Genomic DNA, 23,444 nt, shown 5'->3' with positions numbered 1-23,444 from the left:
CGTGAGCTGAGAGGAACCTCGATGGACCTGCAGGCGCTCGCCGACAAGCTCGAGATCTCCGAGCAGCTGGCACGCTACGCCCGGGGTGTGGACACGAACGACTTCGAGCTGTGGAAGTCGGTGTTCACGCCCGAGGCGGTCATCGACTACACCTCGACGTCGAGCCTGCTGCCCGTCGCCAAACGCGACGAGATGGCGATCATGCTCGAGCAGGGCCTGGGCAAGGCGCCGTGGAAGCTCCACTACATCACCAACACGGAGATCGACCTCGACGGCGACCGTGCCAGGGTGATCGCCCAGTTCTACAACCCGATGCAGCTGCCGGGCATGGCCGAGCCGAGCTACTGCGGCGGCTACTACTTCCACGACTTCGTGCGCACACCGGACGGCTGGAAGAGCGAGAAGCTCGTCGAGCAACTCGTCTGGTTCGTCAACAAGCCGGGTGGCGCTGGCTGAGCGCGGCCGCGGCTCTCGGAACCCTCGCGGCCCGGCGGACCCTCGCGGCCCGGCGGACCCTCGCGGCCCGGCGGACCCTCGCGGCCCGGCGGACCCTCGCGGCTCGGCGGACCTTCGCGGCTCGGCGGACCTTCACCGGGCCGCTGGCCCGGTGAAGGTCGTCGAGCTCGCCCGTCAGGGGGCGTTCAGCCGCGGGGCAGCCCGAGCACCCGCTCGGCGATGATGGTGCGCTGGATCTCCGAGGTGCCGCCGGCGATCGTTCCCGAGAACGTGCGGGCGTAGCGCTCGAACCATCCGCTGACGTACGCCTCCAGGCTCAGGTGGGACAGGGGGCCCGTGAGCACCGGGTGGTCGAGCGCGTCGGCGCCCGCCGACTCGAACGCGGCCTCGGTGGCCGCCTGCGCCGCCTCGGACCCGAGCAGCTTCAGCACCGACAGGGCGGCCACGTCCTGCTCGCCGCGGGCCTCCCTGGCCAGCGCCGCCGAGCCCATCCACCGCAGGGCGTGGGCGTCCATCACGAGAGTCGCGTACCGGTCCTCGTCGAGCGTCGTGACCGGGTGGAAGTCCACCAGCAGGTCCGCCAGCCGCTCGGCGAAGATCAGCCACAGCAGGGTGCGCTCATGCCCGAGAGACCCGTTCGCGACGCCCCAGCCCCCGTTGAGCGGGCCGACCAGGTTCTCCGCGGGGACCCGGGCGTTGTCGAAGAAGACCTCGTTGAAGTCGAGGTCGTCGGGGCTCGCGATCGAGCCGAACGGCCGGCGGGTCACCCCGGGGGTGTCGCTCGGGATCAGCAGCACGCTGATGCCCTTGTGCTTGGGCGCGTCCGGGTCGGTGCGGACGAAGGTCAGGATGACGTCGGCGTCGTGGGCGCCCGACGTCCACACCTTCTGCCCGTTGACCACGAAATGGTCACCGTCCAGCACGGCCCTGGTCCGCAGCGAGGCGAGGTCGGACCCGGCGCCCGGCTCGCTCATCCCGAGGGCCGCGGTGATCTCGGCGCGCAGCAGTGGCACGGCCCAGCGGCGCTTCTGCTCGGGAGTGCCGAACGAGAGCAGGGAGGCCGCGATGATGCCGACGCCCTGCGGGTTGAAACTGTGCAGGATCCGCCGCTTCGACAGCTCCTCCAGGTGGACGTACTGCTGCAGGATGCCGGCGTTACGGCCGCCGAACTCGGGCGGGTTGCCGGGCAGCAGCCAGCCGGCGTCGAACTGCAGCCGCTGCCAGCGCCGGGCCCACTCCGGGATGTCGGCGGTCGAGCGCGAGGGCCGGTCGGCCTCGCCCGCGCTCGGCAGGTTCGCCTCGAGGAACGCCACGAACTCGGCGCGGAACGCCTCGACGTCGTCGTCAAACGTGAGCTGCACGGCTGTCCACCCCCGTCAGAGCCAGGCTTTCCTTCGCGACCAGGGCCCGGTGCTCGTCCGCGCCGCCGAGGAGCGCCTCGCCGGCCTTGGCCCGCTTCAGCGCGAACTGCAGGTCGTTCTCCCACGTGTAGCCCATGCCGCCGAACAACTGCAGGCCGTGCCGGAACACGACCGACTGGCATTCGCCGGCCGACGCCTTGGCCATGGAGGCCGCGAGCCGGCGCCGGGGGTCGTTCGTGGCGATGGTCAGCGCCGCGAAGTAGGCCAGGGCCCTGGCCCGCTCGATCGCCACATGCATGTCGGCCGCCTTGTGCTTCACGGCCTGGAACGAGCCGATCGGCACACCGAACTGCTGGCGGGTCCGCGCGTGCTCGAGCACCAGGTCCAGGACGCGCTGGCAGGCGCCCACCATGGTGATCGCCAGGCCGGTGAGCGCCTGGTGGCGGGCCTTCTCCGGGTCGGCGCCGGTCAGGGCGCCGTCGGCGACGCGCACGCCGGCCAGGGTCACCTCGCCGACGTGCAGCACCGGGTCGAAGACGGGGACGCGCCGGATCGTCGCCCGCGCCGCGGGGAGCGCGAAGACGCCCTCGGCGGTGACGACGGCCAGCCAGTCGGCCCGGTCGGCGTCCAGCACGTGGCGGGCGGCGCCGTCCAGCACCCAGCCGTCGCCGTCGCGTCGGGCGGTGACGCCCTCGTACACGGCGGCGCCCGTCTGCTTGGGCTCGGCCACGCCCGGCGCCAGCGGGACGAACTGGGTCATCGTCGCCAGGAAGGGGGTCGGGTCGGTGGCGCGCCCCAGCTCCTCCACCAGGATGGCGAGCTCGACCATCTCGCTGGCGTCGACGAGCTGGGTCCAGCCCAGGTTGGTGTAGGTCTGCCACAGCCCGGCCGGGTCCGCGTCCGCGTCGACGACCGCGCGCACGAGCGCCGGCGTGCACTCCTTGGCGAGCACCTCGCGCACGGTGCTCTGCCACAGCCGTTGGTCCTCGTCGAACTCAGACTGCATCCCGACCTCCGAAGCCGGACGCCGACTCGATCAGGGCGTACGCCGCCACGAATCACTCTCCCTACCGCGCCGCGCGCTCTGGTCGCGCGAAACAGAACTGTCGACGTATGCGGGACCGGCGCCGGTCAGCGCCGATCGCTGCACTGCGAGCCCTGCTGCTCGCGCAGCACCGCCCGCTGGATCTTCCCGGTCGCGGTCTTCGGCAGCGCCGGGATGATGACCACGCGCCGGGGACGCTTGTAGGCCGCGAGGCGCTCCTTCGCGAAGGCGACGAGCTCCTCCTCGCTGGCCGCCGCGCCGTCGCGCAGCGAGACGTAGGCGGCGACCAGCTCGCCGCGGTACTCGTCCGGGACGCCGACCACGGCCGCCTCGAAGACCGCCGGGTGCTCGTAGAGGACGTCCTCCACCTCACGCGGCCAGACCTTGAAGCCGGAGGTGTTGATCTGGTCCTTGATCCGGTCGACGAGGTAGATCCATCCCTCGGCGTCCATCACGGCGACGTCGCCGGTGTGCAGCCGGCCGCCGGGTAACGCGTGCGCGGTCGCGTCCGGGTTGCGCCAGTACCCGGGGACCACCTGCGGCGCGGTGAAGACGAGCTCTCCCTCCTCGCCGGGCGGCCGCGGCACGCCCGCGGCGTCGATGATCTCGACGGTCACGTTCGGCGCCGGCACGCCGATGGACAGGGTGCCGCTCGGCTGGTGCACGGGGGCGACGGCGCCGGGCGGAACGGCGATGCCGCCGCCCGTCGTCTCCGTCATGCCCCAGATGTTGTGCAGGTAGGGGCCGAAGCGGGCGCGGAACGCCTCGATCGTCGCCGGCGGGATCGGTGCTCCACCGGAGTAGAGCAGCTTGATCGTCTTGAAGTGCTCGGGGCCGGCGTCCGCCACCCGGAAGAACGCGTTGAAGGCGGTGATCGAGCCGATCGTCGTGGTGACTCCATGCTCGCGGAAGGCGTCCAGGACGACCGCCGGCTCGAAGCGCCCGCTCATGCTGAGCGTCGCGTCGTTCAGCAGCGCGATGCCGGCGTTGAGCGAGAGACCGGTGATGTGGAAGAGCGGCGCGATGGCGAAGGAGACGTCACCGGGCTCCAGGCCCAGCCAGCCGCCGTAGTTCAGCACCGCGTGCAGGTAGTTGCGGTGGGTGTTCAGCGCGCCCTTCGGGGGGCCGGTGGTCCCCGAGGTGTAGGTGATGAACGCGGTGTCGTCGAGCCGGGCGACGACGGGCTCGGGGCGCTCGCCGCGCCGCGCGGCGAGGATGGCGCCGAGGTCGCCGTCCGGTGAGGGCGCGGGCTCCGCCACGTCCGGGAACACCCGCGGGTCGTCGCGGGTCTGGAAGTCGCGTGCCGAGCCGGAAAGCACCCACTCCACGGCGGTGCCGGCGAGCGTCTCGCGGACCTCGCCGTCCGTGCCCCGGGCCGCGATGACCCCGGAGGTCTCCGAGTCCTCGATCAGGCGGCGTAGCTCCGGCCCGCGGTACATCGGGTTGAGCGGGACGGCGGTGGCGCCGGCCTTCCAGATCGCGATCAGGCTGATCGGGTAGTAGGGCACGTTCTGCAGGTAGATGCCGACACGGTCACCCCGGCGGACGCCCCGGTCCTGCAGCTCGGCGGCCAGCGCGTCGGCGTGCGCGTCGAGCTCGGCCGCGGACAGCGACCCGTCGAAGTAGCGCACCGCCGCGCGCTCGGGGTTCGCGGCCACCCGGGCCTCCCACGCCGCCACGACCGACTCGTGGGCGATCGTCGGCGAGGGGTCGACGCGCGCCGGGTACAGGGCCAGCCACGGAGGCAGGGGACCGGTCGACATTGATCACGTCCTCGGTGAAGGGGAGCGCCGCCCGTGTGTCCAGGCCATGGGGGCCGCTGAGGTGCCCCTGGCGGACGCACGGGCGGGGTTGACGCGTCGGGCGCACGTTACTAGATTTTTCGCAGTTATTGAATACCTCGTTGCAGATACTGCACGATCGCCGGATCGCTATGGATCCTGCGTGGCTGCGGATCCTGCCCAACTGTGCGCAACGGTGAGCGTGCTCCGCGCGGCGAGCCCGCGCACGGCACCTGCCACCCGAGGAGTCGTGGTGTCCACTCAGGTCGGCGCGGCACAGCCCGGCACGCCTGCCCTCTCCCACGGGACCGACGTCGACGTCGCCGTGGTCGGGGCCGGCCCCAGCGGGCTGATGACCGCCAACCTTCTCGGCCTGCACGGGCTGCGCGTCGCGGTCCTCGAGGCGGGCCCAGCGCTCATCGACTTCCCCCGCGGCGTCGGGATGGACGACGAGACGCTGCGGACGTTCCAGGCGGTGGGCTTGGTCGACGACGTCCTGCCACACACGATCCCGCACCAGCTGCTCGCCTTCGTCGACGCGAAGCAGCGCGACCTGGCGCGGCTCGCGCCACCGACCGCGGAGTTCGGCTGGCCGCGGCGCAACGGCTTCGTCCAGCCGCTCGCGGACCGCGTGCTGTTCGACGGCCTCGGGCGCTTCGACAACGTCGACGTGCGGTTCTCGTCCCGGGTCACGGGCTACGCGCAGGACGCCGACGGCGTGACGCTGACCGTCGAGACACCGGACGGTGCGCGGACGGTGCGGGCCGCCTACGCCGTGGGCGCGGACGGCGGCGCCAGCGCGACCCGCGAGACGCTGCTCGGTCTGCGTTTCGATGGCAGCACCGCCGACGCGCAGTGGTTCGTCATCGACATCCGCAACGACCCGCTCGGCCGCCCCGGCGCGTACGTCTGCTGCGACCCGCGCCGCCCGTACGTCTCGATCAGCATCCCGCACGGCATCCGCCGGTTCGAGTTCATGCTCAAGCCCGGCGAGACCGAGGCGGACGCGATGACCGACGAGTTCCTCGCCCGCCTGCTCGCGCCGATCGTCCCGCCGACCGCGAAGGTCGACGTCATCCGCCGCCGGGTCTACAACCACCACGCCCGGCTCGCGGAGCACTTCCGGGTCGGGCGGGTCTTCCTGGTCGGCGACGCGGCGCACATCATGCCGGTGTGGCAGGGGCAGGGCTACAACAGCGGCATCCGCGACGCGCTGAACCTGTCCTGGAAGCTCGCGATGGTGTGCCGGGGGCTCGCCGGCGACCAGCTCCTCGACAGCTACGAGTCCGAGCGCCGCGACCACGCCCGCGCGATGATCGACCTGTCCCGCCGGGTGGGGCAGGCCGTCTCCGTCACGAACCGGTTCGGCGCGCTGGCCCGCGACCTGTTCTTCCGGGGCCTGTCGGCCATCCCGAAGGCGAAGACCTACATCGTGACGATGAAGTTCAAGCCGATGCCGACGATGCGCGTGGGCGCGCTGACCCGCGTCGGCTCGGTGAGCGAGCCGAGCCCGGTGGGCCGGCTGTTCATCCAGCCGACCGTCAGCACGCGCGCCACCCCGTCGGTCAGGCTGGACGACGCGCTCGGCCCGTGGTTCGCCCTCGTCGCCTGGAACAACGACCCGCGCCAGATCCTGGACGACGACGCGCAGCGCCGCCTGGCCCACCTCGGTGTCCGCCTGGTGGAGGCTCGCCCCGCGGTGCAGCTGCGCTGGGACGCGCCGCAGCCGGATGGCCGTGAGTCCGCTGGTTCGGCGCCCGACGACCCGGTGCTGGTCGTCGGCGACCTGGACGGCGCGCTCAAGCGCTGGTTCGACGCGCACCCGGAGTCCGTGCTATTGCTGCGACCGGACCGGATCGTCGCCGGCGCGAGCCCCGCGCACGCCGCCTCCGACATGGTCCGCGCCTTCGGGGCCGCCGTCGGCGCCTCCGACGCGGCGCCCGCCGTGCCCGCCGCCCCCGACGCGGCGCCCGCCCCGCCCGACGCGGCGCCCGCCCTGAAGGAGAACGCATGACGCTGTGGACGGACCTGGCTGGTCTGGACTACACGGTGCGCCACGTCGACGTGGGGCACTGGTCGACCCGGGTGCTGGAGTGCGGTGCCGGGGAGCCGTTCGTCCTCATGCACGGCACCGGCGGGCATCTGGAGGCGTTCACCCGCAACCTGCGCGCGCTCAGCGCCCGGTACCGGGTCATCGCCTACGACTACCCGGGGCACGGGTGGACGACGACCACCACGAAGGATCTGGAGATCGACGACTACATCGATCACCTTGTCGGGCTGCTCGACGTCCTTGGCCTCGAGCGCGTCCACCTGTCGGGTGAGTCGCTTGGCGGCTGGGTCGGGGTGAAGTTCGCGGCCCGCTTCGGGGAGCGCGTCGACCGCATCATCCTGAACACCCCCGGCGGGACGATGGCCACCCCCGAGGTGATGGAGCGCATCCGGTCGCTGTCCCAGGCCGCCGCCGACGACCCGAGCGAGGAGCGCATCCGCGCCCGACTGGAGTGGCTGATGGCCGATCCCGCCTCGGTCACCGACGAGCTCGTCGCGATCCGCCGCGGTGTCTACGGCCGGCCGGGCTTCGCCGAGTCGATGCGGCACATCCTCTGCCTGCAGGACCCCGAGATCCGTCGCCGCAACCTGGTCACCGACGAGGAACTGGGCGCGATCACCGCGCCGACGCTGGTGGTCTGGACCAGCGACGACCCCTCTGGCCCGGCGAAGGCCGGGCTCGACATGGCCGAGCGCATCCCGGGCGGGGAGTTCCGCCTTATCAAGAACGCCGGCCACTGGCCTCAGTGGGAGCAGCAGGAGGAGTTCGACACGATCGCGCTGGAGTTCCTCGGGCGGGACCGATGACCGCCACCACCGCCTCCGTCGAGGCCGCCGCCGACCGGCTGGAACTGGCGACCGCCACCGGCATCGCCTGCGCCCCGATCACGGACCTGGTTCCCGCCGGCGACATCGACGTCGCCTACCAGGTGCAGCGGCGGCTCACCGAGCGCCGGCTCGCGGCGGGAGCGCGGATCATCGGGCGCAAGATCGGTCTCACCTCCGCGGCCGTGCAGCGCCAGATCGGCGTCGACCGGCCCGACTTCGGCGTCCTGTTCGACGACATGAGCTACGCCGACGGCGAGCTGATCCCCGTCGGCCGGCTGCTCCAGCCAAAGGCCGAGGCGGAGGTCGCCTTCCTGCTCGGCCGTGACATCGAGGACGCCTCCGACCCCGCGGCGCTCCGCGACGCGGTGGAACTGGCTTTCCCGGCGCTGGAGATCGTCGACAGCCGGATCGCCGACTGGCGCATCGGCATCACCGACACGGTCGCCGACAACGCGTCGTCCGGCGTGTTCGTGGTCGGCACGACGGGAACTCCGCTCGACGCGGTGGCGCCCATCGACGTCACGATGACGATGCGCCGCGGCGACGAGGTCGTCTCGACCGGCACGGGCCGCGACTGCCTGGGCGACCCGCTGAACGCGCTGGCCTGGCTCGCCGCGACCCTCATCGACGTCGGGACGCCGCTGCGCGCGGGCGATCTCGTTCTGTCCGGTGCGCTCGGCCCCATGGTCTCCGTCTCGGCCGGGGACGTCTTCGTCGCCGACATCGCGCCGCTGGGCACGGTGACGGCGCGGTTCTCAGGAAAGGACGAGCAATGACGGAGAAGACGGGGGTCGCGATCGTCGGCTCCGGCAACATCGGCACGGACCTGATGATCAAAATCCTGCGTGGGTCGGCGGACCTGCGCGTGGTCGCGATGGTCGGCATCGACCCGAACTCGGACGGCCTGGCCCGCGCCGCGCGCCTCGGCGTCGCCACGACCGCCGAGGGTGTGGCCGGGCTGATCAAGATGCCCGAGTTCGCCCAGGTGGAGATCGTCCTCGACGCCACCAGCGCCGGCGCGCACATCGCGAACGCGAAGCTGCTGGAGCCGTACAACCTGCGCCTGGTGGACCTCACGCCGGCGGCGATCGGGCCGTTCGTGATCCCCGCGGTGAACTTCGAGGACCACCTCGACGCGCCGAACATCAACATGGTCACCTGCGGCGGCCAGGCCACGATCCCGATCGTGGCCGCGGTCTCGCGGGTGACCGAGGTGCCCTACGCCGAGATCGTCGCCTCGGTCTCCTCGAAGTCCGCCGGCCCGGGGACGCGGGCCAACATCGACGAGTTCACCGAGACCACCGCGCACGGCATCGAGCAGGTGGGCAAGGCGCGGCGCGGCAAGGCGATCATCATCCTCAACCCGGCCGAGCCGCCGCTCATCATGCGCGACACCGTCCTGTGCCTCATCGGCGGCGCCGACCACGACCGGGTGCGGGCCTCGATCGAGGACATGATCGCCGAGGTGGCGACCTACGTCCCGGGCTACCGGCTCGTGCAGAAGGTCCAGTTCACGCCCGTCGACCCGGCCGAGGTGGCGACCCTGCTGCCCGCGGGCGCCGGTCCCGTCGACACCAAGGTCTCCGTGTTCCTGGAGGTCGAGGGCGCGGCCCACTACCTGCCCGCCTACGCGGGCAACCTCGACATCATGACCTCCGCCGCGATGCGCGTGGCGGAGCGGATTGCCCAGCGGGCGAAGGCGGCGGCGTGATGACTGAGACCGCGACCGACACGACGGCACCCGACGCCGTGACATCCGACGCCCTGGCCCCCAGGGCGACCGCCAGGCCGTACATCCAGGATGTGACGCTGCGGGACGGCATGCACGCGATCCGGCACCGGATCACGCCCGAACTGGTCGGCCGCATCGTCGACAACCTCGAGGCCGCCGGCGTCGGCGCGATCGAGATCGCGCACGGCGACGGCCTCGGCGGCGCGAGCCTGAACTACGGCCCCGGCAGCAACACCGACTGGGAGTGGATCGAGGCGGCCGCCGCGCACGCGAAGAGCGCGGTCCTCACCACGCTGCTGCTCCCGGGCGTCGGCACGATCCACGACCTGCGCCGCGCCCACGACATGGGCGTCCGCTCGGTCCGGATCGCCACGCACTGCACCGAGGCCGACGTCGCCGCGCAGCACATCGCCGAGGCGCGCAACCTCGGCATGGACGTCTCCGGCTTCCTGATGATGGCGCACATGATCGGCTCGAAGGAGCTGGCCGAGCAGGCGCTGCTGATGGAGTCCTACGGCGCGCACTGCGTCTACATCACGGACTCCAGCGGCCGGCTCACCGTCAACGACGTGCGCGAGCGGGTCCGCGCGTACCGCGAGGTCCTGCGGCCCGAGACCCAGATCGGCATCCACGCGCACGAGAATCTCTCCCTCGCGGTCGCGAACTCGGTGGCCGCCGTCGAGGAGGGCGCGTTCCGGGTCGACGCCTCGCTCACCGGCCTCGGCGCGGGGGCCGGCAACGCCCCGATCGAGGCGCTCATCGCGGTGGCGAACATCCTCGGCTGGGAGACCGGCTGCGACCTGTTCGCGCTGCAGGACGCCGCCGAGGACATCGTCCGACCCATGCAGGACCGGCCGGTACGCGTCGACCGCGAGACGCTGACCATCGGCTACGCCGGGGTGTACGGCAGCTTCCTGCGGCACGCCGAGATCGCCGCGGCCACGTACGGCGTGGACGCGCGCGAGATCCTGCTGGAGGCCGGCCGCCGCAAGCTCGTCGGTGGCCAGGAGGACATGCTCACCGACATCGCGCTCACCCTCCAGGCCCGGGCGTCCTGAGCACCGTTCCCAGCCCGCGCCGGGCGGGCGACGGCGAAGCCGAAACTATGCTGGACAGCGTGCCGGAGCTGACGGCGAGCACGCCGAGCAAGGTGCGCGACGGGAACCAGACGCTCGCGCGCGGTCTGCGCGTGCTGCTCGCGATCGCCGACTCCAAGTCGGGGATGACCGTGCAGCAGGTCGGCGACATGCTCGGCGTGCACCGGTCGATCGCCTACCGGGTGCTGCAGACGCTGGTCGACTTCGACCTCGCCGCGCGCAGCAGCGAGGGCACCTACATCCCGGGTGCCCGCCTCGCGACCCTCGCCGAGGCGTTCCTGCCCGCGCTGCGCGACGCGACCGGCCCGGTCATGCGGTCGCTCGCGGACCGGCTGCAGTCGACGGTCATGCTCTTCGTCGCGCAGGGGGCGGACGCCGTCGCGATCGCGATGACGGAGCCGACGACGGCGTCGCACCACATCGCCTTCCGGCCGGGCATGCGCACGCCGCTGACCCGGGGCGCGGCCGGCTACGCGATCCTCGCCGCGGACCCGCCCGCCCGGGGCGAACCCGAGGAGGTCGCCCTCGCCCGCGAGCGTGGCTACGCCCGCAGCCACGCGGAGGTCGAGGCCGGCCAGTACGCGGTCGCGGCCTGGATCCCCATGACGGGCACGGCCACCCGCGCCTGCCTGAACCTCATCACCTACCGCGAGGACATCGCGGGCGCCGCCGGCCCCGAGATGCGCCGCGCCGCCGACCAGGTAGCCCGCGCCCTGCGCCGGCAGGCCTGAGGCCGCCCTTCGTCCGGAATCGGGCCCGATTCCGGACGAAGAGGCCGGCACCGACCCCTACGGCCGGTCCTCGGCTGGTCTGACGAGCGGCAACGCTCACCCGGTGCCCGCGTGCGGCCGCGAGTTCGTCCTGTCCGACGGCAGGGGGAATCGCGTCAGACATCAGAGCCACGACCAGCACCGTTTCGTGACCCTCACGTCGGACAGGACGTCCGGGATCCCCCAGATGTCCGCCAGGATGCGGGAGCGGAGTGGCCGCCCGACCTGTCGCCCGGGCAGACATCACCTGAGGCGGCACCAGGAAGGGTGTCCACCAGGGCAGCATTCAGTTGGCCGTGCCCGATGGGAGTGCGGGAGCGCCGCGGGGGACGCCCGCCGAGGGCGCCGGGCGGCACTGGTGGTATCAGCTGAAGGCCGCGGACTTCGAGGCATGCCAGCTGCCGGCCACGGTCGACCGCCTGCACGTCCCGCCCGGCTGGTGATAAAGGGCGGCGAGGGCCGCACAGAACCGACCAGCTCGACCGGTGGCTTCGCCGCGCGGTCACGGCGACCGCCGTCGAGGAGGTCATCTGGGACTAGCCCCGGGGGCGTCAGGTGGCGGTCGCGAACGCCAGGCCAAGCGCGGCGTAGACGTCGCGCAGGAGCTGGGCGGTGCGCGGGGTGCGAGGGACGGCGCCGAAGCCGCCGTGGATGACACCGGGGTAGACGTGCAACTCGGTGGGGACGCCGGCGCGGGAGAGCCGGGCCGCGTAGTCGACGTTCTCGTCGACGAAGGCGTCGACGTCGCCGACGCACAGGTAGGCCGGCGCGAGGCCGGTGAGGTCGGTCGCGCGGGAGGGCGCGGCGGTGGGCGGGACGTCGTCGCCCTCCAGGCCGCCGAGGTACGCCTCCCAGGAGAGCCGGTTGGCGCGCAGGTGCCACAGGCCCCAGTGGCCGGGGTCCTCGATGGCGCGGATCGACGGCGTCAGCTCGCGGTCGTCGAGCATCGGGTAGATGAGCAGCTGAAGGGCCGGTTGCGCGCGGCCGAGGTCGCGCAGCCGCAGGCACAGCGCCGCGGCGAGGCCGGCGCCGGCGCTCGCGCCGCCGAGGACGAGGCGCGCGGGGTCGACGCCGTAGGCCGCCGGGTCGTCGGCGAGCTGGCGCCACACCGTCTCGGCGTCGTCGAGGCCCGCCGGGTACGGATGCTCCGGGGCGAGCCGCCAGTCGACGGAGACGACCGCGCAGCCGAGCTCGATCACCATTCGGTCGAGGCGGTCGTCGTTCTCGTCCAGGTTGCCCATGATGTAGGCGCCGCCGTGCAGCCAGAGCAGGCAGGGCAGCGGCGCCTCGGCGGCGATGTCGAAGCCGGCCGGGCGGTACCAGCGCACCGCGACATCGGGACGGCCGTCGACGCCGACGATCTTCTCGTCGTGGCGGGTGACGCTCGGCCTCGGCGGCGCGGGCGGCGCGGCGACGGCGGCGTACGAGCGCCGGATCGTCTCGACCGAGGTCAGGTCCCAGCGGGCGAGCTGGTCGAGGATCGCCACGGTCCCGGGCTCGACGCGCGCGTGCACGTCGATGGCGGGTGGGGGCGAACCTGCCGGCGCCACGTCCTCGGGCACTGCGTCCTCCGTCTTTGGACTATCGCGGCGTGTTGTCGTGGTCGCGTTCGAGGCTGGAACGCGACCACGACGACACGTGCCTGGTGATCATCGTGGCACGGGGCCTGGTGTTTCGGCTGTCAGGTCGCGGTCGATCCGTCGGGCGCCGGGCGGCTCTCCGGGTCGACCGGTTCGATGCCCTCCTCGATGGCCTTGATGAGCAGGGCCATGAAGCGGGTGTAGAAGCGGGCCATGCGGATGAAGCCGGTGCCGAACCAGAGGCCGGGCTGGGCGGAGCGGCGCCAGGTGTTGGCGTACTCGCCGTCGGCGGCGCGGCCGTAGGCCTTGTCGATCTTTTCGGCGGCCTTGCCGAGGACGGGCTGGAGGTGGCCCCAGAACTGGTGGTAGCCGGTCGCGAAGACGATGAGCTCGACGTCGTCCATCGTCGAGCCGTCGGTGAAGGTGACCGTCTTGCCGTTGACCTCGGCCAGCTCGACGCCCTGCTTGAGCTTCACCCGGCCGTCGGCGATCAGCTCCGAGGCGCCGATGTCGATCTGGTAGGCGTCGCGGCCGGACATGTGCGCGCCGATGATGCCGGTGCCGTCCGGTCCCCACTCGAGCTTGAAGCCCTGGGCCTCGAGCCGGTCGAGCAGCGGCCGGTCAGCCTCGGCCGCCTGCTTGACCAGCCTCTTGTTCAGCTCGTCGACCCGCTCGTTGGGCAGCGAGTAGGTCATCTGGTCGGCGAACTCGGGGGTGTAGGGCATGTACTCGGTGAACAGCGTCGACCAGTAGCGGTGGTACGAGTCGTAGGTGACCACGTAGGTCGCGCCGCGCTGGACCATGGTGACGTCGGCGGCGTGCTCGTAGAGGTCGTGGGCGAGCTCGTGGCCGGACACGGCGGCGCCGACGACCAGGACCTTCTTGCCGGCGAAGTCGGCGCCGTTCTGGAACTCGTCGGAGTGCGTCCAGATGCCCTGGTAGGTGTCCATTCCCTTGATCTGGGGGATCCGCGGCGCGCCGAACATGCCGCCGGCGACCACGAAGTGCCGCGGGCGCAGCTCCTGGATCGACCCGTCGCCGCGCCGGACGTGGATGCTCCAGCGCTGCGTCTCGTCGTCGTACCGGCCCCGCAGGAAGGTGGTGGAGTTCCAGACGTTGATGTCCATCAGCGTCGCGTACGACTCGATGAAGTCCGCGAACTTGTCCTTCGGGGTGTGCGCGGGCCAGTTCGGCGGCAGCGACATGTACGGCAGGTGGTCGCCGTAGACGGTGCTGTGCAGCGCGAGCGACGCGTAGCGGCGGCGCCACTGGTCGCCGATGCGCGCCTCCTTGTCGATGACGAGCGTCGGGACGTCCAGGGCGCCGAGGCGCGCCGCGATCGCCAGGCCGTTGTGGCCCGCGCCGAGCACGAGCACCGCCGGGTCGTCGCCCTCGAAGGCGGCTTCTTTCTGCCGGTCGCTCGTCCACCGGGTGCGGCCGGGCACGACGCCGTAGACCTTGCCCTCGCGGCGGTTGTGCCGGATCCGCTCCGGGTGGTCGGACAGGCTGATGACCTGCGTCTGCATGGTCTGAACCCGGTAGCCGCCCTCGGCCGGGATGAGCAGCACGTACCCGCGGTCGACGCGGTCGGAGGTGGTGAAGTCGAAGAAGGCGTTGATGATGCCGGCCTCGCCGACGACGGGCGCCTGTTCCTGGTTGGGCGCGAAGCCGGCGGCGCGCCACTCCTTGGCGAGTTCCAGGAACCGCGGCACGGTCTCGTCGCGCCCGACGGTGTGGTGGAAGTCCCACGGGAAGGCCATGAAGTCGCGCCAGGTCGCGTCCTCGGTGAAGAGGTCCGCCAGCGCGGGCTCGGAGCCGTCGCGCACGGCCGCTGCCAGGCTGGACACCCATCCGGCGAAGATCTGCGCGGCGTCGGCCGCCGTGACCTCCCCAGGGGCGCGGTCAACCGTCTGCGTCATCGTCTCTCCTACCTCAGCCATTACCGACGGAGTCGGTAGCGCCACTTGGAACAACGCCATGGGGAGCAGCGGCGCGGTCGCGCACGGCGGCCCGGCCGGCGTTTCGGCCCCATACCCCGGCGACCGCCAGCGTCGCGCCGGCACCGCCGTAGACCATGCCGGTGGGGTTCGCCATCACGTTGCCGGCGGCATACAGGCCGCCGATCACGTCACCGTCGACGTTCAGAACGCGTCCCGCGCGGTCGGTGCGCGGGCCGCCTTTCGTGCCGAGCAGCGACGACTCGACCCGGACGCCGTAGAACGGAGCCGTCTCGACCGGGCCCAGCGTTGAGTGGGGCGAGTCGGGGTCAAGCGTCGTCCGGCCGCCGGGGAACCGGTCGAACGCGCTCTCGCCGCGGCCGAAGTCCGGGTCGACGCCGGCGCGAGCGTTCGCGTTGAACGCCGTGATGGTCGCCTCGACCTGCTCGGCCGGAAGGCCCAGCCTTCCCGCCAGCTCGCCGACGCTGCCCGCGCGGGTCACCCACCGCGGCACCGCGGCGCCGGGGGCCCCGCCCAGCACGCCGAAGCGCTCCACCGTCGACTGGTCGAAAATCATGAAGGCGGGCAGGTTCGGGTACTCGAAACGGGACGCGTCGAACTGATGAAACGCGCCGCCGAAGGCGTTGTAGTTGGCGGCCTCGTTCGCGAACCGGCGGCCGTACCCGTTCACCATCACCGACCCGGGCAGCGCCCGCTCGCGCGAGGCGAGCAGCCCGTTGGCGGCGCCGTCACGGCGCGTCCCGGGGACGCTCAGCGCCGGCGCCCACCACGCCTCACGCATGTTGCCGAGCCGGGCCCCGACGCGCATCGCCATCCGCAGCCCGTCGCCGGTGTTCGTCGGCGCGCCGAACGGCCGGGTGATCGGGCCGCGCAGGAAGTCCCGGACAAGCTCGGGGTCGTACTCGAAGCCGCCGGTGGCGAGCACGACCGCGCCGGCCGACACCTCCCCGGCACCGGCGGGGCCCTCGATCTCGACGCCCGTGACGGCGCCGTCGGCGGTCAGCAGCCGCAGCCCTCGGGAGCTGGTGAACACCTCGACGCCGTGTCGTAGGCAGGCTCCCAACAGGCCCGCCACGAGGCCGCGGCCGAGGCCTTCGGCGCCCGTCCGGTCCCGCCGGGCCAACTCGTCGGGCGACAGTACGCCGGTGCCGCCGCCCAGCGGCGACTCCCGGATCAGCAGCCGGCTCGGGACGCCGGCGAGCCGGTCCGCCCACTCGCCCAGCTCCGCGAGCGAGACCAGGCCGACCTCGATCGACCGGCCGCCACCGGGCAGGCCGCCCGGCCACTCCGGGTGATAGTCCGGGTAGCCCTCGACGAGCTGAAACCGCAGCTCGGTGTGCTCGTGGACGAAGTCGACGTACTCGGGCCCGCCGTCCACCAGCGCCTCGGCCAGCTCGGGCAGGATCATCCCGTTCGACAGGCTCGCCAGGTACTCCAGGCCGCGCGCCCGTGAGTCCTCGACGCCGAGCTCGCCGGCGGGCTGGTTGGCGGGGATCCACACCGTCCCGCCGGACAGGGCGGTCGTGCCGCCTATCAGCTCGGCCTTCTCGAAGACCGCGACGCGCGCCGCTCCTTCGACCGCCGCGGCCAGCGCCGCCGTCAGCCCCGCCGCGCCCGAGCCGAGAACCACGACGTCATATCCGTTGTGCATCGCACGCCCCTACCGCCGCGGGCTCCGTAAACTAGATCTTGTGCATATAATGCACGGCCCCGTTCTAATAGTGCAGCAGACGGGAGATTACCTTCGGTGGTCGGAAGAGGGCAAGAGATCATTGCCATGGCCGGCGGCCGCGCGCCCAGGCGCCCGGTCGCCGCGACGAAGCGGGAGCTCGCGTCAGCTGACCGGCAGCGCGGTGGTCACGGCGAAGCCGGCGATGTACTCGGGGATCGCGCGGTAGTAGCGGTAGCCGACCTCGTACGGCCCGGCCGCCGCCAGGGCCGCGTACGCGGCGATCCAGGCGCGGATCTCGTGCGCGCCCCCGCCGTGGCGGCCGATCTCCTCGTTGCTCCAGCCGTCGAGCTCGGTGAGCTTGCCCGTCGCGAGCAGGTCGAGGAACGCCTCGTCCCAGTCCGGCGTCAGCGCCATCCGGTCGCTGGTCCCGGCGGCGAGCCGTTCACCCTCGGCGACAGCGCCGGTGTGCTTGCGCTCCGCCTCCTCCGCGGTGAGCGGACGGCCGGAGACCAGCCGCTCGGCCACCGGCGCGGGAGCGGTGTCGAGCGCCGGCACCGGCGGGTCGTGCGAGATGCCACCCGAGCCGACGAAGAGCACCCGCTCGTCGCGGGCGGCGAAGAACTGTCCGATCGCGGCGCCCAGCGCCCGTGCCCGGGACAGCGGCCCGAGCGGCGGCGCCGCCGCGTTGACGAACACCGGGATGACCGGCCGCGCGTCCAGGGAGCCGAACAGCTCGCGCAGCGGCTGCGCGGTCGCGTGGTCGACCTCCATGAGGTGCGAGACCGGCAGGTCGACGCCCGCGGCGAGGACGGCGCCGGCGAGCTCGCGCGCGAGCCCGCTCGGCACCGCCAGGTCGCCGGCGAGGCTGGAGTAGTCGCCGACTGCCCTGGCCGCGACACCAAGGCAGAATGGCGGCATCTGCCGGTAGAAGAAGCCGTTGAAGTGGTCCGGCGCGAAGATGACCACCACGTCAGGATCCACGGTGGCGGCGAAGTCGCGGGCCGCGCCGACCGCCCCCCCGCCCTCCGCCAGGGTGACGCTTACCGGTACGAGTGGTGCCGGCGGGCGCTGGTGCGGCGCCCGCTGGTGCGGCGCCCGGTGCCGCGACGCATGGTGGCGCGGAAGATCAGCAGCACCACGATGGCGCCCACGATGGACCCGATGATGCCGGACGGCTGAAGCGCGCCCTCACCGAGGTCCTTGCCGAACAGCACGTAGCCCAGGAGACCGCCGACGAACGAGCCGACAACCCCGAGCAGGATCGTCGCCGGAATGCTCATCGGGTCCCGGCCCGGCACCAGAAGCCGCGCGACCGCGCCCGCGATGAGACCAAGAAGAATCCAGGAAACGATGACCCATAGCATTTTGCATTCCTCCCGAAGGCGACTCCGAGCCTTTCCCACCAGCGGGATCAGCGGCTGGTTTGGTGTCTACCTCGTGCGGCGGCTCCCAAACGGGGACACGTATCTCCTAGGCGACAATCGGGTCCCAGGAGACCTCCACGAGCCGATGCCCAGGGTTAACGAGGCCGGGGCGCGGCGGGTGTCCGCGCGGCGCGGGGCACGGCTCGCCGAAGGGCCTGGAGAGCTCGCCGGGCTCGTCCAGTGCCAACCCACGGCACGCCCGACAGCACACCCTGACCAGGCAAAACGCGCCCGCGCCGGCAGTCAGGCCGCGGTCACGCGGACCTGGCGCCGCCCGAACCCGGATGCCTCAGGAGGGCCTCGGCGATTCGATCGCCAGGCACTCGGATCCGTTACCTAGCGCACGCACGTCCGGCGGCAACATCCAGAATTTGTGATCGCCATCACAGCGACCGATCCGTCAGACGGTGAAGCCGAACTGTCGGGCGATGCCGGCGAGGCCGTCGAGGCGGCCCTGGCCGAGCGCGCGGAAGTGCCAGCCGGTGCCGTCGTGGTGGAGTTCGCCGAAGAGCATGGCGGTGTCCGTGGCCGCGTCGGTGGTGAGGTTGTAGCGGACGAGTTCGACACCACGGACGGCGTCAACGACCCGGATGAAGGCGTTGCGGATGTCGCCGAAGTTCTGCCCGCGGTAGTCCGCGTTGTGGATAGTCACCGCGAAGACGACCCGCTCGACCGCCCGGGACAGCTCGTCGAGCTGGATGTCGATCTGCTCGTCGTCACCCGCGCCCTCACCGGTGAGGTTGTCGCCCCGGTGGCGGATCTCGCCGCGCGGGCTGGACAGGTTGTTGAAGAAGACGAAGTAGTCCCGGGACACGATCCGCCCGTCGGTGCCCAGCGCGAGCGCGCTCGCGTCCAGGTCGAAGTCCTCCGTCGAGCCCCTGGGGGCGGGATCCCAGCCGAGACCGACGGTCACGCGGGTGAGGTCCGAGCCCTCCTTGGTGAGCGCGACACTGGCGCCCTTGGTGACGTCGACGGTCATCGGGACGGACTACCCCCATTACGCAGGGGCCGCCGGGGACGCGCGCGAGACACACCAGCCGGGCCAGAGGCGGGCGAGCGTCGCTGTCGCGCCTCCTTCGGCCGGTTCGGAGCAGGGAAACCTGGTGGTACAAGGCAACCACATCCGGACAGACCCGGTGACCGGTTAGCCGACTCCGCGCCGCGCGGCGGCACCACCCGCCTTGGCATCCCACGATCCGCATCCACGGATCCAATTGGCGAGCGGGTCCGCAGATGCGTCTGTATGGTGACCGTCGTGCCGAACTTCCGGATCAGCGAGGCCGCCGCCCTGCTCGGGGTCAGCGACGACACGGTGCGTCGATGGGCCGACAGCGGCCGGCTGCCGACGGTCCGGGACGAGGCCGGCCGGCAGGCGATAGAGGCGGCCGAGCTCGCCCGGTTCGCGCGCGAGCTCAACCCGCGCGGCGAGCCGGCGCTCGGGCGGGCACCGGTCGGGGGCGAGTCGGCGCGCAACCGTTTCCCCGGAATCGTCACCCGGGTCGTGCGCGACGGCGTGATGGCCCAGGTGGAGCTGCAGTGCGGCCCCTACCGGGTGGTCTCGCTGATGAGCCGGGAGGCGGCCGACGAGCTGGGGCTCGAACCCGGCGTGCTCGCGGTCGGGGCGGTCAAGGCGACCAACGTCGTCGTCGAGCTGCCGGTCCGGCGATAGCCGCGCCCACCGGGCGCGCGCCGGTTGTGACGGCAAGGTCAACCAGCGGGGCCGGCCGGTCCGTCCGGCCGGCGTTTTCTCGGGATGGGGTGGGCGAGATGGGCAGATCGTGGGCTGACGTGAGACGCCGGGCCGCCGGTCGGCCGGCGGACGAGTCGGGGCCGAGGAGGCGCCGGAGCCGCGGCGCGCTGACCGTGCTGCTGGCCGCCACGGCGCTGGCGCTCGGTGCCGCCGCCTGCGGCGACGACACGACGGGAGCGGGGTCGTCCCCCGCCGCGTCGACCACCGCGTCCGCGACCAAGGACCCGGCGGCGACGTCGCTGACGGTGTTCGCCGCCGCCTCGCTGACCGAGACGTTCACCGACCTCGCGGACAAGTTCGAGGCCGCCCACCCCGGGGCGGACGTGAAGCTGAACTTCGCGGCAAGCTCCGCGCTCGCCCAGCAGATCACCTCCGGCGCCCCGGCCGACGTGTTCGCCTCCGCCAGCAACTCCACCATGAAGCAAGTCACCGACGCCGGCCTGACCGTGGGCACCCCGGCGGTCTTCGTCCGCAACAGCATGGAGATCGCCGTCCCGCCGGACAACCCGGCGGGCATCACGAGCCTCGCCGACCTGGCGAAGCCCGGCGTCAAGGTCGCGCTGTGCGAGGAGCAGGTGCCCTGCGGCGCCACCGCGCTCGCCGCGCTAAAGAAGGCCGGCGTGACGGTCCAGCCCGCGACCCTCGGCCAGGACGTCAAGAGCGTGCTGACGCTCGTCGAGCTGGGCGAGGTCGACGCGGCGCTGGTCTACCGGACGGACGTCGCCGCGGCCGGCGACAAGGCGCGCGGCATCGAGATCCCGGACGCCCAGAACGCGTCCACGGACTACCCGATCGCCGCGCTGACCGACAGCGAGCACCCCGAGGCCGCCAAGGCGTTCGTGGACTTCGTCCTGTCGGCCACCGGCACCGAGGTCCTCACCAAGGCCGGCTTCAGCCAGCCACTGTGACCCGGTCATGACGACGATGACCCGGCCGCGACAGCGATGACCCAGCCATGACGACTCCCGAAGCCGAGACCGCGCCGGCGCCGGCGCCACGGGCGAGGCGCCGGCGCGGCCGGCGTGGGGATCGGCTGCCGTGGCCGCTGGTCGTACCGGCCGCGCTGGGCGCCGTGCTGGTGCTGCTGCCGCTGGCCGGGCTCGTCTGGCGCACGCCGTGGGGCAGCCTGCCGCGGCTGCTCGGCGAGGCGGGCGTCCGCGAGGCGCTGTGGCTGTCACTGCGCACCGCGACGGTCGCGACGGCGCTGTCGATGCTGCTCGGCGTGCCGCTCGCGTGGCTGCTCGCGCGGGTCGAGTTCCCCGGGCGGGGGCTCGCGCGGGCGCTGGTGACGCTGCCGATGGTCCTGCCCCCGGTGGTCGGCGGCGTCGCGCTGCTGCTGGCCGCCGGGCGGCGCGGAGTCGCCGGACGACACCTGTACGAGGCGTTCGGGATCAGCCTGCCGTTCACGACCACCGCCGTCGTCCTCGCCCAGACGTTCGTCGCCATGCCGTTCCTCGTCGTCGCGGTCGAGGGCGCGCTGCTGGGCGCCGACCGGCGTTACGAGGACGCGGCGGCGACGCTGGGCGCCTCCGGCTGGTACACGTTCCGCCGGGTGACGCTGCCGTCGATCGCCCCGTCGATCGGCGCCGGCGCCGTGCTGTGCTGGGCGCGGGCGCTCGGCGAGTTCGGCGCGACGATCACCTTCGCGGGCAGCCTCCCCGGCACCACCCGCACGATGCCGCTCGCGGTCTACTCGGCGATGGAGACCGACCCGGAGGCGGCGATCGCCCTGTCGCTGGTCCTGCTCGCGACGTCCGTCGTCGTGCTCGCCGCCCTGCGCGGCCGCTGGCTCCCGGCCGCCCGGGACGGGGCGGGGCGGGGCACGTGAGCGAGACGACCCCCGGGCTGCGGGCACGCGTCGTCGCCGACCGCGGGCTGTTCGTCCTCGACGTCGAGCTGGCGGTGGCGCCCGGCGAGGTGGTCGCCGTGCTCGGCCCGAACGGCGCGGGCAAGAGCACCCTGCTCGCCGCGCTCGCCGGCCTCCTCCCCCTGCGCGCCGGGCACGTCACCCTTGACGGCGACGTCCTGGACGACCCGGTCGCCGACCGGTTCGTCGAGCCGCGGCACCGCCGCGTCGGCCTCGTCTTCCAGGACTACCTGCTGTTTCGGCACCTGTCGGTCCGCGACAACATCGCCTTCGGCCCACGCGCCCGCCGCGCGGCCTCACGCCGCGCCGCCCACGCCGCCGCCGACGCCTGGCTCGACCGCCTGGGCCTGCCCGGCTTCGGCCCCCGCCGGCCGGCGACGCTGTCCGGCGGCCAGGCCCAGCGCGTCGCGCTCGCCCGGGCGCTGGCCACCGACCCGCGCCTTCTCCTGCTCGACGAGCCGCTCGCCGCGCTCGACGCGACCACCCGCGCCGACCTGCGCGCCGACCTGCGCGCGACCCTGCCCGCGACCGGCGCCGCCGTGGTGGTCGTCACCCACGACCCCACGGACGCGGCCACCCTCGCCGACCGCCTCGTCATCCTCGAGCACGGCTGCGTCACCGCCGAGGGCACCGCCACCGACCTGGCCAAGGACCCACCGACGCCGTACGTCGCCAAGCTCCTCGGCGCGGACCCCTCGCCGACGACGTGAGCCGGCCGGCGCGTCCGCGTTACCCTTCGCGTCGGGAGGCGCCGCCAGTGGACGAGTGGTACCGGTCCTTCGTCGACCCCGGGTTCCGCTACGTGTTCTCCCAGGGGCCCGCGCGGGTCCGCTGCCGGCAGGACGCGCTGCGCGACGGCCTGAACTGTGTGGCGCTGGCGCACCTGGCGATCCGCGACCTGTTCGGTTACGCCCTTCCGGCCTCGTTCCAGTCCGTGGAGCTCTTCGGCGACGCGCGGCACTTCGAGCCGGTTCCCGAGCTGGCCGACCTCCGGGCGGGTGACCTCGTCTGGCTGGGCGTGGCCGAGCCGCGCGTCCCCCTGGACGAGTTCGTGCCGCGCTACCAGGGCGACGAGCTGCTCAACTTCCGCGACTTCCCGGTGAACCACGTCGCCGTCCACACGGGTACCCGCGCGGCGGGCGACCACCTGATGCTGCACGCTAGCCCCGTGGACGGCACGAACGCGCTGTGGCCGCTCCACCGGTTCCGCGACTATCCCAGGTACCGCCAGATCTACGCCGTCCGCCGCCTGCGCCGGGAGCTCCAGCGCCGGCCGGCCCAGTGATCTCAGACGACGGGGGTAGGAACACCGAGCGGTGGTCGGGCTCTCAGGGGCGCAGCTGGCCCTGGTCGGGGCTTCCGGCGGGCAGCGGCGTCAGGACGTGAACCTCGAATCCGCCCTCGAGCAGGCCGTCGAGGTCCTTGACCATCGCCGCCAGCGCGGGGGCACCCGAGTGCGCCGCCAGGGCGGCGTCGTCGGCCCACTCCTCGATGAAGAAGAATTTCCCGCCGCCCTCGTGCAGGGAGTACAGCTTGCAGCCGGGCTCCTGGTGAACCTCGGGGATGACGCCCAGCAGCACCCGGCGTACCTCGTCGACATGCTCGGGCTTGGGGGCGACGGTCGCGACGATGACGGGCATGGATGCCACTCCTCGGCTCGGTTCCGCGGAACCGCTGGTCTGAAGGTGGGAAGGGTCTGGTCGGGAGATCTGGTCAGGGCCGGATCGTGCCCCGGTCCGGGTCGCCGGTGGGAAGGGGGGTGAGCACATCGATGCCGACCTCGCCGTCGACCAGGCCGTCGAGTCGTCCGAGCAGTTCGGTGACGGCCAGGGAGCCGGCGTGCGCGGCCAGGGCCGCCTCGTCGGCCCACTCCTCGATCAGGACGAACTTTCCGGGAGCCTCGTGCACCGCGCCCAGCCGGCAGCCGGGCTCATGCTGGACCCGTGGAGCAGCGTCCAGCATCACGCGGCGCACGTCATCGACATGACTCGGCTTCGGGAAGACGGTCGCGACCATGATCATCATGAGCGCTCCTCCACTCGGACCAGGACACCCGTGTTGTACCGTGCCC

24 protein-coding genes are annotated in these 23,444 nt (G+C 72.6%); 13 read left to right on the top strand and 11 right to left on the bottom strand.

The annotated features are described in order from the left end of the window. Nucleotides 1–21: 21 nt before the first annotated feature. A complete protein-coding gene (locus I6A81_RS32675; protein ID WP_203001648.1) occupies nucleotides 22–456 on the top strand; it encodes a nuclear transport factor 2 family protein in 435 nt (144 codons plus the stop codon). Nucleotides 457–641: 185 nt separating this feature from the next. Here I6A81_RS32675 and I6A81_RS32670 read toward each other — a convergent pair whose 3' ends face one another. The 3 genes from I6A81_RS32670 to I6A81_RS32660 all read right to left on the bottom strand — a co-directional run bounded on the left by I6A81_RS32670 (nucleotide 642) and on the right by I6A81_RS32660 (nucleotide 4,625). Next, nucleotides 642–1,817, bottom strand: coding sequence for an acyl-CoA dehydrogenase family protein (locus tag I6A81_RS32670; protein WP_203001650.1), 1,176 nt, complete (start codon nucleotides 1,815–1,817; stop codon nucleotides 642–644). Further along, the gene (locus tag I6A81_RS32665) at nucleotides 1,801–2,823 is read right to left on the bottom strand and encodes an acyl-CoA dehydrogenase family protein (RefSeq protein WP_203001652.1); all 1,023 of its coding nucleotides are present in this window, start codon (nucleotides 2,821–2,823) and stop codon (nucleotides 1,801–1,803) included. Before I6A81_RS32665 ends, I6A81_RS32670 begins: the two co-directional genes overlap by 17 nt. Nucleotides 2,824–2,948: 125 nt before the next feature. Next, on the bottom strand, nucleotides 2,949–4,625 hold the full coding sequence (locus I6A81_RS32660) for a class I adenylate-forming enzyme family protein (RefSeq protein ID WP_203001654.1): 1,677 nt from the start codon (nucleotides 4,623–4,625) through the stop codon (nucleotides 2,949–2,951). Between the two features lie 271 nt (nucleotides 4,626–4,896). On the opposite strand from I6A81_RS32660, the gene I6A81_RS32655 reads away from it, so the two are divergent. The 7 genes from I6A81_RS32655 to I6A81_RS32625 all read left to right on the top strand — a co-directional run bounded on the left by I6A81_RS32655 (nucleotide 4,897) and on the right by I6A81_RS32625 (nucleotide 11,565). Next, nucleotides 4,897–6,657: a bifunctional 3-(3-hydroxy-phenyl)propionate/3-hydroxycinnamic acid hydroxylase gene (locus I6A81_RS32655; RefSeq protein ID WP_203001656.1), complete on the top strand. Its 1,761-nt coding sequence runs from the start codon at nucleotides 4,897–4,899 to the stop codon at nucleotides 6,655–6,657. Beyond that, a complete protein-coding gene (locus I6A81_RS32650) occupies nucleotides 6,654–7,502 on the top strand; it encodes an alpha/beta fold hydrolase (RefSeq protein WP_203001658.1) in 849 nt (282 codons plus the stop codon). The genes I6A81_RS32655 and I6A81_RS32650 overlap by 4 nt, the downstream gene beginning before the upstream one ends. Next, nucleotides 7,499–8,299, top strand: a complete 801-nt coding sequence (locus I6A81_RS32645) for a 2-keto-4-pentenoate hydratase (RefSeq protein ID WP_203001667.1) — start codon at nucleotides 7,499–7,501, stop codon at nucleotides 8,297–8,299. The genes I6A81_RS32650 and I6A81_RS32645 overlap by 4 nt, the downstream gene beginning before the upstream one ends. Then, nucleotides 8,296–9,234, top strand: coding sequence for an acetaldehyde dehydrogenase (acetylating) (locus tag I6A81_RS32640; protein ID WP_203001669.1), 939 nt, complete (start codon nucleotides 8,296–8,298; stop codon nucleotides 9,232–9,234). The genes I6A81_RS32645 and I6A81_RS32640 overlap by 4 nt, the downstream gene beginning before the upstream one ends. After that, nucleotides 9,234–10,313, top strand: coding sequence for a 4-hydroxy-2-oxovalerate aldolase (gene dmpG / locus I6A81_RS32635; protein WP_203001670.1), 1,080 nt, complete (start codon nucleotides 9,234–9,236; stop codon nucleotides 10,311–10,313). The genes I6A81_RS32640 and dmpG overlap by 1 nt, the downstream gene beginning before the upstream one ends. 59 nt (nucleotides 10,314–10,372) lie before the next feature. Next, on the top strand, nucleotides 10,373–11,083 hold the full coding sequence (locus tag I6A81_RS32630; protein ID WP_307875076.1) for an IclR family transcriptional regulator: 711 nt from the start codon (nucleotides 10,373–10,375) through the stop codon (nucleotides 11,081–11,083). A 335-nt stretch (nucleotides 11,084–11,418) separates the two neighbouring features. Next, nucleotides 11,419–11,565, top strand: a complete 147-nt coding sequence (locus I6A81_RS32625) for a hypothetical protein (protein ID WP_203001674.1) — start codon at nucleotides 11,419–11,421, stop codon at nucleotides 11,563–11,565. A gap of 108 nt (nucleotides 11,566–11,673) precedes the next feature. Here the strand turns inward: I6A81_RS32625 and I6A81_RS32620 are convergent, their stop codons facing one another. From I6A81_RS32620 to I6A81_RS32595, 6 genes are all read right to left on the bottom strand, one after another. Then, on the bottom strand, nucleotides 11,674–12,684 hold the full coding sequence (locus I6A81_RS32620) for an alpha/beta hydrolase (protein ID WP_203001676.1): 1,011 nt from the start codon (nucleotides 12,682–12,684) through the stop codon (nucleotides 11,674–11,676). A 119-nt stretch (nucleotides 12,685–12,803) separates the two neighbouring features. Further along, nucleotides 12,804–14,621 carry a flavin-containing monooxygenase gene (locus I6A81_RS32615; protein ID WP_203001678.1) on the bottom strand — a complete coding sequence of 606 codons (1,818 nt, stop codon included), beginning with the start codon at nucleotides 14,619–14,621 and terminating at the stop codon, nucleotides 12,804–12,806. Between the two features lie 13 nt (nucleotides 14,622–14,634). Beyond that, entirely contained in the window at nucleotides 14,635–16,311 is a 1,677-nt protein-coding gene (locus I6A81_RS32610) for an FAD-dependent oxidoreductase (protein WP_203001680.1), read from the bottom strand. A gap of 183 nt (nucleotides 16,312–16,494) precedes the next feature. After that, nucleotides 16,495–17,364 carry a 3-carboxyethylcatechol 2,3-dioxygenase gene (locus tag I6A81_RS32605; RefSeq protein WP_203010398.1) on the bottom strand — a complete coding sequence of 290 codons (870 nt, stop codon included), beginning with the start codon at nucleotides 17,362–17,364 and terminating at the stop codon, nucleotides 16,495–16,497. A gap of 8 nt (nucleotides 17,365–17,372) precedes the next feature. Then, entirely contained in the window at nucleotides 17,373–17,696 is a 324-nt protein-coding gene (locus tag I6A81_RS32600; protein ID WP_203001943.1) for a GlsB/YeaQ/YmgE family stress response membrane protein, read from the bottom strand. A 460-nt stretch (nucleotides 17,697–18,156) separates the two neighbouring features. Next, nucleotides 18,157–18,735 carry a TerD family protein gene (locus I6A81_RS32595; protein WP_203001942.1) on the bottom strand — a complete coding sequence of 193 codons (579 nt, stop codon included), beginning with the start codon at nucleotides 18,733–18,735 and terminating at the stop codon, nucleotides 18,157–18,159. A 276-nt stretch (nucleotides 18,736–19,011) separates the two neighbouring features. On the opposite strand from I6A81_RS32595, the gene I6A81_RS32590 reads away from it, so the two are divergent. The 5 genes from I6A81_RS32590 (at nucleotide 19,012) to I6A81_RS32570 (ending at nucleotide 22,658) form a co-directional block, all read left to right on the top strand. Continuing rightward, nucleotides 19,012–19,425, top strand: coding sequence for a TOBE domain-containing protein (locus I6A81_RS32590; RefSeq protein WP_203001941.1), 414 nt, complete (start codon nucleotides 19,012–19,014; stop codon nucleotides 19,423–19,425). Between the two features lie 98 nt (nucleotides 19,426–19,523). Beyond that, complete coding sequence (gene modA / locus I6A81_RS32585) at nucleotides 19,524–20,414, top strand: molybdate ABC transporter substrate-binding protein (RefSeq protein ID WP_203001940.1); 891 nt, start codon at nucleotides 19,524–19,526, stop codon at nucleotides 20,412–20,414. A gap of 47 nt (nucleotides 20,415–20,461) precedes the next feature. After that, nucleotides 20,462–21,334: an ABC transporter permease gene (locus I6A81_RS32580; RefSeq protein ID WP_203001939.1), complete on the top strand. Its 873-nt coding sequence runs from the start codon at nucleotides 20,462–20,464 to the stop codon at nucleotides 21,332–21,334. Then, nucleotides 21,331–22,083 (top strand): sulfate/molybdate ABC transporter ATP-binding protein, encoded by a 753-nt coding sequence (locus tag I6A81_RS32575; RefSeq protein ID WP_307875074.1) that lies wholly within the window; start codon nucleotides 21,331–21,333, stop codon nucleotides 22,081–22,083. Before I6A81_RS32580 ends, I6A81_RS32575 begins: the two co-directional genes overlap by 4 nt. Nucleotides 22,084–22,130: 47 nt before the next feature. Continuing rightward, entirely contained in the window at nucleotides 22,131–22,658 is a 528-nt protein-coding gene (locus tag I6A81_RS32570) for a hypothetical protein (protein ID WP_203001938.1), read from the top strand. 43 nt (nucleotides 22,659–22,701) lie between these two features. Here I6A81_RS32570 and I6A81_RS32565 read toward each other — a convergent pair whose 3' ends face one another. Further along, complete coding sequence (locus tag I6A81_RS32565; RefSeq protein WP_203001937.1) at nucleotides 22,702–23,013, bottom strand: putative quinol monooxygenase; 312 nt, start codon at nucleotides 23,011–23,013, stop codon at nucleotides 22,702–22,704. A gap of 73 nt (nucleotides 23,014–23,086) precedes the next feature. Beyond that, nucleotides 23,087–23,398: a putative quinol monooxygenase gene (locus I6A81_RS32560; protein ID WP_203001936.1), complete on the bottom strand. Its 312-nt coding sequence runs from the start codon at nucleotides 23,396–23,398 to the stop codon at nucleotides 23,087–23,089. Nucleotides 23,399–23,444: the final 46 nt, after the last annotated feature.

The organism is Frankia nepalensis, from assembly GCF_016786325.1.
Classification (GTDB): Bacteria; Actinomycetota; Actinomycetes; order Frankiales; family Frankiaceae; genus Pseudofrankia; species Pseudofrankia nepalensis.
The sequence above is the reverse complement of the archived record's forward strand: the minus strand, read 5'-3'. Positions and strand labels throughout refer to the sequence as shown.